We start from the raw sequence: 13,003 nt of genomic DNA on the forward strand, positions 1-13,003 counted from the left end.
ACGGCGCTCGCGTACCTTGTGTTTTTACAACCACCGTTCGTATAAGACCCTATGACCGCCCCGACCCAGCGCAATCGGCTCGACGAGGAGGAGAGCCCCTATCTGCGCCAGCACGCGGACAACCCCGTCAACTGGCAGCCGTGGGACGAGCAGGCCCTCGAGGAAGCCAGGGAACGCGACGTGCCGATCTTCCTCTCGATCGGCTACTCGGCGTGTCACTGGTGTCACGTCATGGAGGACGAGAGCTTCGCGGACGAGGAGGTCGCCGAGGTGCTCAACGAGAACTTCGTCCCGATCAAGGTCGACCGCGAGGAGCGCCCGGACGTCGACAGCATCTACATGACCGTCGCCCAACTCGTCACCGGTCGGGGCGGCTGGCCGCTCTCCGCGTGGCTCACGCCCCAGGGCAAGCCGTTCTACGTCGGGACCTACTTCCCGAAAGAGGCAAAGCGAGGCCAGCCCGGCTTCCTCGACGTCCTCGACCAACTCACGAACTCCTGGGAGCAGGACCGAGACGAGGTCGAGAACCGCGCCCAGCAGTGGACCGACGCGGCGAAAGACCGACTCGAGGAGACGCCCGACTCCGTGGCCCAGGCGGAGCCGCCCTCGAGCGAGGTGCTCGAAACCGCGGCCGACGCCGCGCTCCGGAGCGCGGACCGCCAGCACGGCGGCTTCGGTTCCGGCGGGCCGAAGTTTCCCCAGCCCTCGAGACTCCACGTCCTCGCCCGCGCGTACGACCGGACGGGCCGCGAGCAGTTCCGGGAGGTGCTCGAGGAGTCCTTAGACGCGATGGCGGCGGGCGGGCTGTACGACCACGTGGGCGGCGGCTTCCACCGCTACTGCGTCGATGCCGACTGGACGGTCCCGCACTTCGAGAAGATGCTGTACGACAACGCGGAGATTCCGCGGGCCTTTGTCGCGGGCTATCAGCTGACGGGCGACGACAGATACGCCGAAGTCACCGAGGAGACCCTCGAGTTCGTCGACCGAGAGCTGACCCACGACGAGGGGGGCTTCTTCAGTACGCTCGACGCCCAGAGCAAGACGAAAGACGGCGAGAAGGAGGAGGGCGTCTTCTACGTCTGGACGCCGGACGAAGTGAGCGAGGTGCTCGCAGACGAGACGAACGCGGACCTGTTCTGTGCCCGCTACGACGTCACCGAATCGGGCAACTTCGAGGGGACGAACCAACCAAACCGCGTCCGTTCGATTTCGGACCTCGCCGGCGAGTTCGACCTCGCGGAAGACGATGTCGAACAGCGACTCGAGTCCGCCCGCGAGGAACTGTTCGAAGCCCGAGAACAGCGCTCGCGACCGAACCGCGACGAGAAGGTGCTCGCGAGCTGGAACGGGTTGATGATCAACACCTGCGCCGAAGCGGCGCTCGTTCTGGGCGAGGACGACTACGCCGAGATGGGCGTCGATGCGCTCGAGTTCGTTCGAGATCGGCTCTGGAACGAAGACGATCAGCGGCTCTCGCGCCGGTACAAAGACGGGGACGTCGCCGTTCAGGGCTACCTCGAGGACTACGCCTTCCTCGCACGCGGCGCCCTCCGGTGTTACGAGGCGACCGGCGAGGTCGACCACCTCGCATTCGCGCTCGACCTCGCACGTACTATCGAGACGGAGTTCTGGGACGAGGAACGCGGAACGCTCTACTTTACGCCCGAGAGCGGCGAGTCGCTCGTCACCCGACCGCAGGAATTGGACGACCAGTCGACGCCCTCCGCAACCGGCGTCGCGCTCGAGACGCTGCTCGCGCTCGACGGGTTCGCCGAGGAGGACTTCGAGCAGATCGCGTCGACCGTCCTCGAAACCCACGCCAACCGGATCGAGGCGAACTCGCTCCAGCACGCCTCGCTCTGTCTCGCCGCGGATCGACTCGAGGCGGGCGCTCTCGAGATCACCGTGGCCGCGGACGAACTCCCCGCGGCGTGGCGCGACCGCTTTGCAGCGGAGTACCGTCCCGACCGGCTGTTCGCCGTTCGGCCGCCGACCGCGGAGGGACTCGAGTCCTGGCTCGAGCAATTAGGACTCGCGGAGGCACCCGCGATCTGGGCCGGTCGCGAGGCCCGCGACGGTGAGCCGACGCTGTACGTCTGCCGGGATCGGACGTGTTCGCCGCCGACGCAGGATATCGAGGATGCACTCGAGTGGCTGGGTGAGCAAGCCGAGCGTGGCGACGGTGACGGCACGTCCCTCGACGAGCCGGAGAGTCCGTTCTAACGGCACTCGCCGAACATCCGTTGCTACTGCTGTCACTCGAGAGGAGACGGAACGACGGTACCGAAACGTCGATATCGAGTCGAGTCTACAGCGCTTCCTCGAGTTGCTTCGCTAACCAGATCGCCGGCGGGAGGTCCTCCGACTCGACGAATCGGATGATCTCCTCGCCGTCGTCGGTCTCTACGACGACGGTCGGGATGTACTCGATGTCGTACTCGGAGACGCCGGGGCCCTGCTTGTCCTCGTCGAGGGCGTACTCCTCGATGCGGTCGTCTGGGACGCCGGCGGCCTCGAGTGCGGCCCCCAGATCCGGCAGGAGTTTCCGACAGTCCTTACACCAGTCGCCGCCCCATACCTTGTACACCAGTTCGTCGTCGTGCGCTGCGAGCGTGTCGACAGCCTCCTGGTAGGACGCCTCGTCCCACGTGGGGTTCGGCTGCATGGTCTCGAGACTCATAGCTGGGGGTAGTGAGTCCGGGGGCTTAACGACGGTGTTTGTGGCAGGCGTTTCGCTCGGAACGACGGCGCTCGTCCGAGATATCGTACCGGAAGAGACAGGTTGAAACCGCGATCGACAGTCCGAAGCAATTTTCACACTAACCGCAAGTATTATACCTATGGTATTCGACTCGAGCGATCACTCGGATCACGAACAAGTATCGTACTTCACTGACCCCGAAACCGGGCTACAGGCGATCGTCGCGATCCACGACACGACGCTCGGACCGAGCCTCGGCGGGACGCGAATGCTCGATTACGCCTCTGAAGATGCCGCTCTCGAGGACGTGCTCCGTCTCTCCCACGCGATGACGTACAAGGCGGCCGCAGCCGACCTCCCGCTGGGCGGCGGAAAAGCGGTAATTCTCGGCGATCCCGACGAGATCGATCGCGAGTCCCTGTTCGAGGCCTACGGCCGGGCCGTCGACTGTCTCGCGGGCCGATACATCACGTCGGTCGACGTCAACTCGGGCGTCGAGGATATGGACGTCATCGCTCGAGAGACCGACCACGTCGTCGGGACGAGCGACGGGTTGGGCGATCCGTCGCCGATCACGGCCCACGGCGTCTTTCACGGCGTCCGAGCCTGCGCGGAGTCCGTCTACGGAACGCGGTCGATGGACGGCCGCGACGTCGTGATTCAGGGGCTCGGCAAAGTCGGCCGATCGCTGGCCGAGGAACTGCTCGCCGACGGAGCCTCGGTGACGGTCTCCGACGTCAACGACGATGCCGTCGAGGCGTTCGCCGAGGAGTACGACGTCGAAACCGTCGAGCCAGAATCGGTCTACGGCCAGTCCTGCGACGTCTTCGCCCCCTGTGCCGTCGGCGGCGTGGTCAACGACGAGACGATCCCGCAACTCGACTGCGACATCGTCGCGGGCGGGGCGAACAACATCCTCGCCGAACGGCGACACGCGGCCGTGCTTCGGGAGCAGGACATCCTGTACGCGCCGGATTACGTGATCAACGGCGCCGGACTGATCACGGTCGCAAAGGAGTATCTCGGGGGTACCCGCGAGGAAGCCTACGAGGAGGCGGCCGCGCTCGGAGATCGACTGCTCGAGATGATCGAACTCGCCGACGAGCGGGACACGACGGTGCTCGACGCGGCCGACGCGTACGCCAAAAACCGAATCGAAGGCGGCGAACGGACGCCGACGATTCTTTCGTAACTCGACTTCATTTCGTCGATCGCGTCTCGAGACCGTATCGACGGGGGCGTCCGATACACCGGCACGTCCTGCCAGTGTCCAGCATCGGTTTATGGCTCGACTTCCTAGGGGTTGCCAATGAAAGGGAGCATCCTGGACACGATCGGCTCGCCGCTCGTCCAGGTCGACTCGCCGGAAGGCGCAACCGTCGCCGCGAAGGTCGAATCCTTCAACCCCGGCGGCTCGGCCAAGGATCGGCCGGCCCTCCAGATGATCCGGGCGGCCGAACGAGACGGCACGATCGAGCCCGGCGACTGGCTCGTCGAACCGACCAGCGGAAACACCGGAATCGGTCTCGCGCTGGTCTGTGCGGCTCGAAACTACGACCTGACGATCGTGATGCCGTCGGACAAATCGGCGGAACGTCGCCGAATCATGGCCGCCTACGGCGCCGACCTAGAGTTAGTCGACGGTAACATGGAAACGGCCCGCGAACGCGCGGACGAACTCGAGGCGGAGGGTGCGATCCAGCTAGGCCAGTTCGAGAACCCGGCGAACCCCGAGGCGCACTACCGGACCACCGGTGCGGAGATCATCGAACAGGTCGGCGACCGCGAGATCGACGCCTTCGTCGCCGGCGTCGGCACCGGCGGCACGATTTCGGGAACCGGCCGACGGCTCCGGGAGGAGTTTCCCGAAATGGACGTAATCGCCGTCGAACCGGCGACGAACGCGGTGCTCTCGACGGGCGAGGCCGGCGACGACGATTTTCAGGGAATGGGTCCCGGCTTCGTCAGCGATAACCTCGATCTGGACCTGATCGACCGCGTCGAGACCGTCGAACTCGCGGACGCCGAGAACGAGTGTCGCCGACTCGCCCGCGAGGAGGGCGTCCTCGTCGGCCAGTCCAGCGGCGCGACGAGTCTGGTCTCACAAAAGATCGCTCGCGAAATCGCCGAACCGACCCTCGACTGTCCGGAGGTGCCGGGCGCGTTCGACGAATCCGTCGCGACGCCGGAGCCGGACGGCGGCGAACAACTCGACGACTGCCCGCTCGTGGTTACCGTCTTCTGGGACAGCGGCGAGCGATACCTCTCGACGGGCCTGTTCGACTGAGAGCCCCTCGAGCGGGGCGACAACCCCTGGCTGACCGACCGACGAAACCGCGAGCCCCAACGCCAAAATCGCTCTTTCACCTTAGCCAACGTACTTTACCCGTCTCCGTCTATGTCTCCAGTGATGACAGAATCCTCCAGACGAACGCTGCTGTGTGCCGGCGCCGGCCTACTCTCCCTCTCAGCCGGCTGTCTCGACGAATTCGGCAGTTCGACGAGCGAAGACACCCCGACGGACGACGACGATTCCGATGGGAACGACCCGGAATCCGGTGATAATGAGACCGAATCCACCGCGACTGGGGATCTCGAGACTACGGCCAACGTGCGCTTCGACCACGCGGACGTGCCGATGGAGCCCGAAGCGACGCTCGTCACCAGCGCGGACCGCGCCGACAGATGGCTCGACGACCACGAGTTCGTCGACGACGTGATCCCCGAGTTCGTCGAGGAGACGTTGTTCGAGGAGTCGGTACTGCTCGCCCTCGAGAGCGACGCGCCGAACCTCTGTTACAAGATGGCACTCGAGGACGTGACGCTCGAGGAGACCGACGACTCGGACGACGGCGACGCGCAACTGTCGCTCGAAGCAGCGGTGATCGACGAATCGGAAGACGACGAACTGTGCGGACAGCAGATGATCGCCGTCGGCCAACTCGTCCGCGCGACGTTCGACGGCGAGCCCGCGACCAGCGCGTCGGTGACGATCGACGATGCTGACGGCGAGACACACGAATTGAGTATCGACGTCGAGAGCGATAGCGACGAGTCCTGATCGGGCGTACTATTTCTGGACCGACAGGGCAGTTCAGGGCGCGTGTTCGGCTTCGGTGAGTCGAACGACCAGCGTCTCCTCGACGTCGCGGAGGTCGTACTCCGGGAGATCACCGTCGGTTCGGCGCACGTACAGCGGTTCGACGAGACGCCACTGCGAGCCGACGAACCCCGCAGTATCGCTCGAGTCGGGTTCCCCGTTGGCACTGGCGTCGGAGTCGTCGGTGCTCGAGTCGCTCGTTCCGTCAGGATCGCTCGGTTCGGCCGATGCCGTCGCCGCCCCGGCCGGGGTCCCACCGTCGCTCGCCGCGCTCGACTGTTCCGTCCCGTCCGGCTCCGGTCCGACTCGCTCGAGCCCGTAGATCTTGCAGAATTCGGCCGTCTCGGCTGATTCGACGGCCCCGTTGCGGAGCTCCGTAGCGAGCGGCCGCGAGAGCCACTCGTCGTCGCTGACGCTGGGCTCTTGGACGAGCGCTTCGTCGACGAAGCGGGTGAGATACCAGTTCAGGTCGTTCAACAGCGAGACGGCGGCGCCGACGCTGACCGTCCGGAGGGCGATCGAGTTCTCGAAGGGGCGCTCGAGGTCGTACGTCGAGAGCGCCTCGCGGGACGTCTCCCGGGAGAGGAGTTCGTACTGGAGGTTGCAGTCGGGCGTCCCGATGAGACAGACGCGCGTCACTGGTCTTCCCTCGGTGCGTCGGTGTAATGTGGGTTTCGCTCTCCGCCAGCCCCTTGGTCTCCGAATCGCGGTCACTCGTACGGAGTACTGTCAGTCATCTCCGACGCAACCGTGATCCGTCTGCGGTTGCACCGGTATATCGGTACAGCGCAATCCGTCTCAGTCGTCGGTCGCGAACCTGGCGATGTGATCGACGTTGAGGTTGCTGACCGGAACGTCCTGTCCAATCGTGAACTCAGAAGTTGCGCCGCAGTCGTAGCATTCGATGACGATATCGGTCTCGTGGGCGAGAATCCCGGCGTCCGTGTCTCCACTACAAGCCGGACACGAAAGCCAGTCCTGAAATCGGTGATCGGCGTCCTTCATGCGCTTCTATCGAGCGGGTAGTCACTGGAGAACGGAATAGTCGGTCGTTGACCGGTCAATTCGCTTTAGTGGGGTGGGTTACTTAGTCGAAATCCGCGACAGACGATAACAAGACCCGCCGGAGGACCTTCTCGTTGCCCCGGCGAATCCGATCGGAAAGCGCTTGACGGGTGATGTCGAGCTCCACGGCCAGTTCGTCGAGATTGGCCTCGCTCGGCGTCTCGAAGTAGCCGTTTCGGAGTGCGAGGACGAGCGCCTCGCGCTGTTCTTCGGAGAGGCCAAAGCGGTGGCCGCGATCCGAGTCCTCGGTCAGCGTGTACGTTCGTTCGACGTGGACGGTGATCTCGTGATCCGTCAGATAGTTGTACAGCGTCGTGAGTTTCTCGTGATCGTTGAACCGCAGGCGAAACATCCAGACGCCGTTCGCGCGGCCCTCGAGGACGGTCGCCTCCGTGGCGGCGATGCCCGCCAGCAGGTCGTCGTTGTCGTGATCCTCCCACTCGATCCGGTAGAGGCCGCTCTCGCCGACCTTGTCGACGGCGTACAGCTCCTTGACGTGCTCGCTCTCTCGAACCGTCGCCTCGAACGACGGCAGGTCGTCGCCGGTCGCCCAGACGAACGGCATGACGTCGTTCTCGGTCGGGACGATGCGCTCGAGTTCGAGGAAGACATTGGGCGTGCTCGACAGGGCCTGCCCGAGGACGAACTCCTCCGGTTCGATGGAAAACTCCAGAATGACGCTCATACCGATTCAATCCGCGCCACCACCGTAGCCGTTGCTATCGTGGCGACAAGCGGGACTACGGCTCGACCAGTTCGGCGTTTCGCGCGGCTTCTTCGGCGCGCTCGAGTACGTCGTCGGGCTCCGCTTCCAAGAGTGGTTCCAGCCGGGCGTTCGTCTCGACGCGGTCGGGAGCGACCCGGTTACAGCCGGCGTTGATCGTCGAGTCGGTGTAAGTGTCGATTTCGCGGGCCTTCGCGACGATATCCTGCTTGTCCAGCGTGAGCAGCGGTCGGTGAATCGGCAGGCGAGCGGCGCGACTTGTCACGCCGAGGTTCCGGACGGTCTGGCTGGACTTCTGGCCGACGGCCTCGCCGGTGACGATCCCGTTCGCGTCGACGAGTTCGGCCAGCGTCTCGGCGGCCCGGTAGAAAAAGCGACGGAGTGAGAGCATTCGGCCCTGTTCCATCTCTCGGACCAGTAGATCGACGGTCTCGCCGCCCGGAATCTTGTACACCTGCGTGTCGAAGTTGGGTGCGTACTGCGAGAGCTTTCGGACAGTCTCCATCGCGCGCGCCTCGTGGTCGATACCGCCGTAGGCGCCGAGATCGACGTACGCCGGCACGATGGGACAGCCGCGTTTCATCATCTCGTAGGCCGCGACGGGCGAGTCGATGCCGCCGCTGACCAGCGCGATCACCGGCTCTTGGGCACCGAGCGGGAGCCCGCCGGGTCCCGGGACGTGCTCGAGGTAGACGAACGCCAACTCTTCGCGTACCTCGACGCCGAAGGTGATGTCCGGATCGTCGAGATCGACTTCGGGTTGGAACTCGTCCTCGACGGCGTTCCAGATAGCCGTCCCGCCTTCGCGGGCCAGATCCTCGCTGTCGTAGGGGAGCGTCTTGTCGGCCCGTCGGGCGTCGACCGCGAAGGTTCCGCCGGTGTACCGTTCGCGAGCCGTCTCGACGAGGGCCTCGAGGATGCGCTCCTTTTCGGTCCCGACGGTCAGCGCGGGGCTCGCGGAGACGACCCCGAACGCGTCCGTTGCAGCGGCAGTCGCCGCCGCGACGGACTCCTCGGTGGTGTGGATCAGCGGTCGGTTCCACCGCCGTTCGACGTCGCCGGGAATCGAGCGGTCGGCCAGCAGGGCCTCGAGGTTCTCGACGAGGATCTCCTCCATGTACCGCTTGACGGTGTTGCTCTTGGTGTTGACGTCACCGTGACGAAGGAGGACGGTGTCGGCTCCCGGCGGGTGCATAGGCGGAATAGACGGGCGGGGCTATAAGGGGATTACGAGGGACGGACGCGAGCCGTGTCGCGGGGTTGAGTCAGCTCGCGTCTCGAACGGACGCTCCGCGAGCTACCGCCGACCGGTGAGCTTTCGGTAGGCCAGCTTCGGGAGCTGCCCGACGACCGCCGGGAACGCGAGTCCCAGCTGGGCGTTTCCGTCCGCCGTATCCCAGTACGTTCGGCCGGTAGTCAGCTTGCCATCCTCGAGTCGGACGGTCGACATTCCCCTGAGGATCAGCTGGCGGCCCGTCGGCGGAATGCCCTCGAGCGGCCCGTCGTGGGTCCCCGTGAGCGTCCACTCTACCAGCACGACGTCGTCGTCGGCGACGACCGACTCGGGGAGGACGTGAAAGTCCGGGAACGCCGTCTCGGTCTCCCGGAGATACTCGCGGAATTCGCGGGGCCCGCGAACTGGTTCCGAGAGGATTGGATCCGTGTACGTGAACGCGTCGTCGACGAACTCCGAGACCCTCTCGAACTCGTGGTCCTGCCAGAGTGCGGTCACGTAATCGCGGACGATGCGTTCGTTCTGCTGGGGGATGGCTTCTACTTCCATGATGTTTATTCAGTGCTCGTCCAGGTTGGTCGCGGGCTCTTGAGGGAGGATAGTCGCTCGAGTGCACCACGAAGTGACGAGAACGTACACGCCTAGAAGCGCTTCGAAGCGTTAACCCTTCCCACCGTGATCTGCCCCCGTCGTGCCGGCTAGCTGACCGATTCGCTGATCGTCGGACTCAGACGGCCGGTGTGGGAGTAGATCCCGACGAGCAGGACCACGCCAGCGAGCATCGGGACGACCGCGCTGACGCCGTAGATAATCTCGAAGCCGACGACGTCGACCAGCGGGAGCGAGACGAGCGGGCCGAGTCCGCCTCCGACGTCGCCGAGGACGTTGTTCGTCCCCATCGCGCGACCGACGCGCTCCTCCGGCGTCAGATCCGCGAGCAACGCCGTCAGCGGCCCGCCGACGCCGCCCTGTCCGGCGCCGATCAGGAGACACGCGAGGACCAGCACCTCGAAACTCGAGCCGAACGCCAGGATCGCGAAGCCGATACAGGAGGTAACTAGAAAGCCGATCATGACGGGAACGCGTGCGCCGACCGAGTCGCTCAGGTAACCGCCGCCCAGCGTGAACACCGCGCCGGCTAGCACCGTCAGTCCCATCAGCATCCCCGACGACCCCTGCGCGTCGAGTCCGAAGATGGAGATCGCGCGGGCGTCGAGCAGCAACACGAGCGTCGAGAAGAGTACGCCGATGTACGCGAAGTAGAGCCCGAAGTTGACGAGCCCGATCGTCAGCGCCGGGACGCTCACGTCGACGTCCCAGGGCTTGACCGACGTCTGTTCCTCCTCGACGTGGGTTTCAGGGACGATCAGGTAGGCGATGATGCTCGCGAGGCCGGCGAACGACGCGGCGAGCACGAACGCCTCGACGTTTCCCCAGACGTCGCTGACGACGCCACCGAGGACGAGTCCGGCGGGGAAACCGAAGGTGATGCCCGCTCGGACGATGCCCATGCTGGTCCCCCTCGAGTCGGCCTCGCTCACGTCGGCGGTGATCGTGTACGCGGTCGCGAAGACGAGCGCGCTGCCGATCCCCCAGAGGATGCGGGCGACCATGAACCAGAACTCGGGCATCGGCGAGAGGATCGCGACGACGTACATGAACGTCGCGACGCCCTCGATCGCCAGCCCCGCGACGAACGGTTTTCGGGTGCCGATCCGGTCGACGAGCACTCCGGCGGGCGCGTTGGCTACGAGGCGTGTAAACCGGTTCGCGCTCAGAATGAGTCCAACCATGAACGCCGAGATACCCAGCACCTCGCCCAGATTCGGCAGGATCGGGAAGATGACGCCGCCGCCGAAGCCGACGAAGAAGGTACTCGCGACGACGGCGAGGACGATCCGGTTCGAACTGGCAGAGGGGAGGTTCACTGGCGTTCGCTCTCGAATGTTGTTTCGATCCGTAACTCGCTCGGTTGAGCGAACGGGGCTTTGGCTAAAGGGCCTATCGAAACCGGTGATCTATCGTGGCGCAATCGACCCGCTCGGGACGCTCTCGAGAGTTTACCGACTGTGGTGCAGAATCGGCAGCCGCCCGGTCCCAGTCGCTCGGAGTCGCCTATCCATTATATACGTTGTCTCGGTGACAGAACAGACACGATGCTCACACAGCGCGGAGACCGGTTCTGGACCTACGAGGAATCGCTCCGATTCTTCGGCGTCGAACTCGGCCGAATCATGTCCGTGATGAAGCTCTCGAGCGGCGGCCTCTTCGTCCAGTCACCGGCCGAGTTAACCCCCGAACTGAAAGCGACGCTCGACGACCTCGGCGAGGTGCGGTTCGTCGCGCCGGCGAGTAAACTCCACGGTCACCTCTACATGGAGCAGTACCGGGCTGCGTATCCGAACGCGGAACTGCTGGCCGCCCCCGGACTTCCCGCACGGCGGTCCGATCTGCGGTTCGATCACCTACTCGGCGACACGCCGGATCCGCGGTGGGGAACCGACATCGATCAGGTGGCCGTCGTCGGTCATCGGTGGCTCACCGAAATCGCCTACTTCCACCGGCCGAGCCGGACGCTCATCCTCGGCGACGTCGGCTTCCACATCGGCGAGCGCAGCCCGCTGAAGACCCGCCTCGTCGCTCGTGCCCTACGTATCTACCAGCGGATCGGTCCGCCGATCGAATTCCGGCTCACGATCGAAAACGAGGATTCGTTTCGACGGTCGATTCGTGACGTCCTCGCGTGGGACTTCGACCGCGTCGTGCCTGGTCACGGCGAGATACTCGAGACCGGCGGAAAACGCGCGGTTCTCGAGGGCTACGACTGGCTGTTCGAGTAACGGCTGGAAAAACGCGACTCCCAGCGCCGACGCTTAGAACGTGGTGAGTTCGCCGTCGATCACGCTGCGCGTAATTCCGGTGACGTCGGCGAGTTCGGCGTCGACGATAGCTCTGACCTCGTCCTCGACGTCGCCGAGCGCGACGCCGTCTTCGGTGACGACGTGGACGTCGGCGACGTGTGGCTGGTCGATCGGGCGGCCGATCTGGGAGAGCAGTCGGACGCGCAGGTCGCGGATACCGTCGACCTCGCCGACGACCTCCTCGGCGATTTCGGTCGAGAGTAAGTTGTAGATCTTCCCGATGTGGTTGACCGGGTTCTTCCCGCTCGTGGCTTCCATCGACATCGAGCGGTTGGGCGTGATGAGGCCGTTCGCGCGGTTACCGCGGCCGACGGAGCCGTCGTCGCCCTGCTCGGCGGAGGTGCCCGTCACCGTGAGATAGATCGAACCCTCGTCGTAGTCGTCGGCCGTGTTGACGTGGACGTCGACCGTGCGGTCGGTGTGTTCGTTCGCGACCTCCTCGACGAACTCGCGGACGGACTCGACGGCGTCGATATAGGCGTCCAGGTCAGCGATGTGCTCGTCGACCATCGCCGCGGCGACCGTGACGTCGATCTCGTCGCCCTCGCGTTTGCCCATGATTTTGACGTCCGAGCCGACGTACGGATTCTTCTCGGCGAACTCGCCGTTGAGTCGGTGTTCGGCCTCGAGGACGATCTGTTCGGTCTCGGTCAGGGGCGCGTGGCCGACGCCGAAACTCGTGTCGTTGGCCATCGGGACACTCACTTCGTCCTCGCCGAAGACTTCCTGCAGGTCGCCGCTACCCTCGCCGAGCTTGACGTCGACGACGATATCTTCGCCGAACGTGAGCTGTGGGATCGTCTCCGCTAAGTACTCGCGTGCAGCGCGCAGCGCGATGGTTTCGGCGGGGATAGCCTGTCCCTCGTAGTGTTTGGTCGCGCGGCCGACGATCAGCAGATAGATGGGATCGACGACTTCGCCGCCGCCGAAGGCAGGTGCGGCCTCGCCGGCGACGAGCTGTGTCTCGTCGGTGTTGAAGTGCAACACTTCGCCCACGCGGTCGATGTACTCGCGGGCCAGTGCGCCGGCGACGGCCTCGGCGATTCCGTCACAGATCGAGTCCGGGTGGCCGATCCCCTTCCGCTCGACGATCTCGACTTCCTGATCCTCTACTGCCTGACGGTCGATCGGCTCGACCCGAATGTTCCGCTCACTCATTACCGGGAATTGGGGGACAGGCGTTCTATAACTTGCGGAAACAAAACCGAAACGAAAATGTCTGGAGGTAATACGGGTCGGGCGTTCGAACGTCGGA

General features: G+C 64.8%; 13 protein-coding genes. 5 read left to right on the forward strand and 8 right to left on the reverse strand.

From position 1 onward, the window contains the following. Positions 1 to 51: 51 nt before the first annotated feature. A complete protein-coding gene (locus BLT08_RS11515; RefSeq protein ID WP_090306827.1) occupies positions 52 to 2,226 on the forward strand; it encodes a thioredoxin domain-containing protein in 2,175 nt (724 codons plus the stop codon). Between the two features lie 85 nt (positions 2,227 to 2,311). Here the strand turns inward: BLT08_RS11515 and BLT08_RS11520 are convergent, their stop codons facing one another. Next, positions 2,312 to 2,683 (reverse strand): TlpA family protein disulfide reductase, encoded by a 372-nt coding sequence (locus BLT08_RS11520; RefSeq protein WP_090306831.1) that lies wholly within the window; start codon positions 2,681 to 2,683, stop codon positions 2,312 to 2,314. A 160-nt stretch (positions 2,684 to 2,843) separates the two neighbouring features. Here BLT08_RS11520 and BLT08_RS11525 point away from each other — a divergent pair, with 160 nt between their 5' ends. From BLT08_RS11525 to BLT08_RS11535, 3 genes are all read left to right on the forward strand, one after another. Then, positions 2,844 to 3,896: a Leu/Phe/Val dehydrogenase gene (locus BLT08_RS11525; protein ID WP_090306836.1), complete on the forward strand. Its 1,053-nt coding sequence runs from the start codon at positions 2,844 to 2,846 to the stop codon at positions 3,894 to 3,896. 117 nt (positions 3,897 to 4,013) lie between these two features. Beyond that, a complete protein-coding gene (locus BLT08_RS11530; RefSeq protein ID WP_090306840.1) occupies positions 4,014 to 4,991 on the forward strand; it encodes a PLP-dependent cysteine synthase family protein in 978 nt (325 codons plus the stop codon). Positions 4,992 to 5,114: 123 nt separating this feature from the next. After that, positions 5,115 to 5,765 (forward strand): hypothetical protein, encoded by a 651-nt coding sequence (locus BLT08_RS11535; protein WP_090306845.1) that lies wholly within the window; start codon positions 5,115 to 5,117, stop codon positions 5,763 to 5,765. Positions 5,766 to 5,798: 33 nt separating this feature from the next. Here the strand turns inward: BLT08_RS11535 and BLT08_RS11540 are convergent, their stop codons facing one another. The 6 genes from BLT08_RS11540 to BLT08_RS11565 all read right to left on the reverse strand — a co-directional run bounded on the left by BLT08_RS11540 (position 5,799) and on the right by BLT08_RS11565 (position 10,755). Next, on the reverse strand, positions 5,799 to 6,443 hold the full coding sequence (locus BLT08_RS11540; RefSeq protein ID WP_090306849.1) for a DUF5804 family protein: 645 nt from the start codon (positions 6,441 to 6,443) through the stop codon (positions 5,799 to 5,801). Between the two features lie 159 nt (positions 6,444 to 6,602). Then, on the reverse strand, positions 6,603 to 6,809 hold the full coding sequence (locus BLT08_RS11545; protein WP_090306853.1) for a hypothetical protein: 207 nt from the start codon (positions 6,807 to 6,809) through the stop codon (positions 6,603 to 6,605). An 82-nt stretch (positions 6,810 to 6,891) separates the two neighbouring features. After that, positions 6,892 to 7,554 (reverse strand): helix-turn-helix domain-containing protein, encoded by a 663-nt coding sequence (locus BLT08_RS11550; protein WP_090306856.1) that lies wholly within the window; start codon positions 7,552 to 7,554, stop codon positions 6,892 to 6,894. Positions 7,555 to 7,609: 55 nt separating this feature from the next. After that, the gene (locus tag BLT08_RS11555; RefSeq protein ID WP_090306861.1) at positions 7,610 to 8,788 is read right to left on the reverse strand and encodes a tRNA sulfurtransferase; all 1,179 of its coding nucleotides are present in this window, start codon (positions 8,786 to 8,788) and stop codon (positions 7,610 to 7,612) included. Between the two features lie 102 nt (positions 8,789 to 8,890). Continuing rightward, positions 8,891 to 9,376, reverse strand: coding sequence for an ester cyclase (locus BLT08_RS11560; RefSeq protein ID WP_245724200.1), 486 nt, complete (start codon positions 9,374 to 9,376; stop codon positions 8,891 to 8,893). A gap of 149 nt (positions 9,377 to 9,525) precedes the next feature. After that, entirely contained in the window at positions 9,526 to 10,755 is a 1,230-nt protein-coding gene (locus tag BLT08_RS11565; protein ID WP_090306864.1) for an MFS transporter, read from the reverse strand. Positions 10,756 to 10,983: 228 nt separating this feature from the next. On the opposite strand from BLT08_RS11565, the gene BLT08_RS11570 reads away from it, so the two are divergent. Further along, complete coding sequence (locus BLT08_RS11570; RefSeq protein WP_090306867.1) at positions 10,984 to 11,667, forward strand: DUF4336 domain-containing protein; 684 nt, start codon at positions 10,984 to 10,986, stop codon at positions 11,665 to 11,667. A gap of 33 nt (positions 11,668 to 11,700) precedes the next feature. Here BLT08_RS11570 and BLT08_RS11575 read toward each other — a convergent pair whose 3' ends face one another. Beyond that, a complete protein-coding gene (locus tag BLT08_RS11575; RefSeq protein WP_090306871.1) occupies positions 11,701 to 12,906 on the reverse strand; it encodes a methionine adenosyltransferase in 1,206 nt (401 codons plus the stop codon). Positions 12,907 to 13,003 lie beyond the last annotated feature (97 nt).

Source organism: Natronorubrum texcoconense, from assembly GCF_900100335.1.
Classification (GTDB): domain Archaea; phylum Halobacteriota; class Halobacteria; order Halobacteriales; family Natrialbaceae; genus Natronorubrum; species Natronorubrum texcoconense.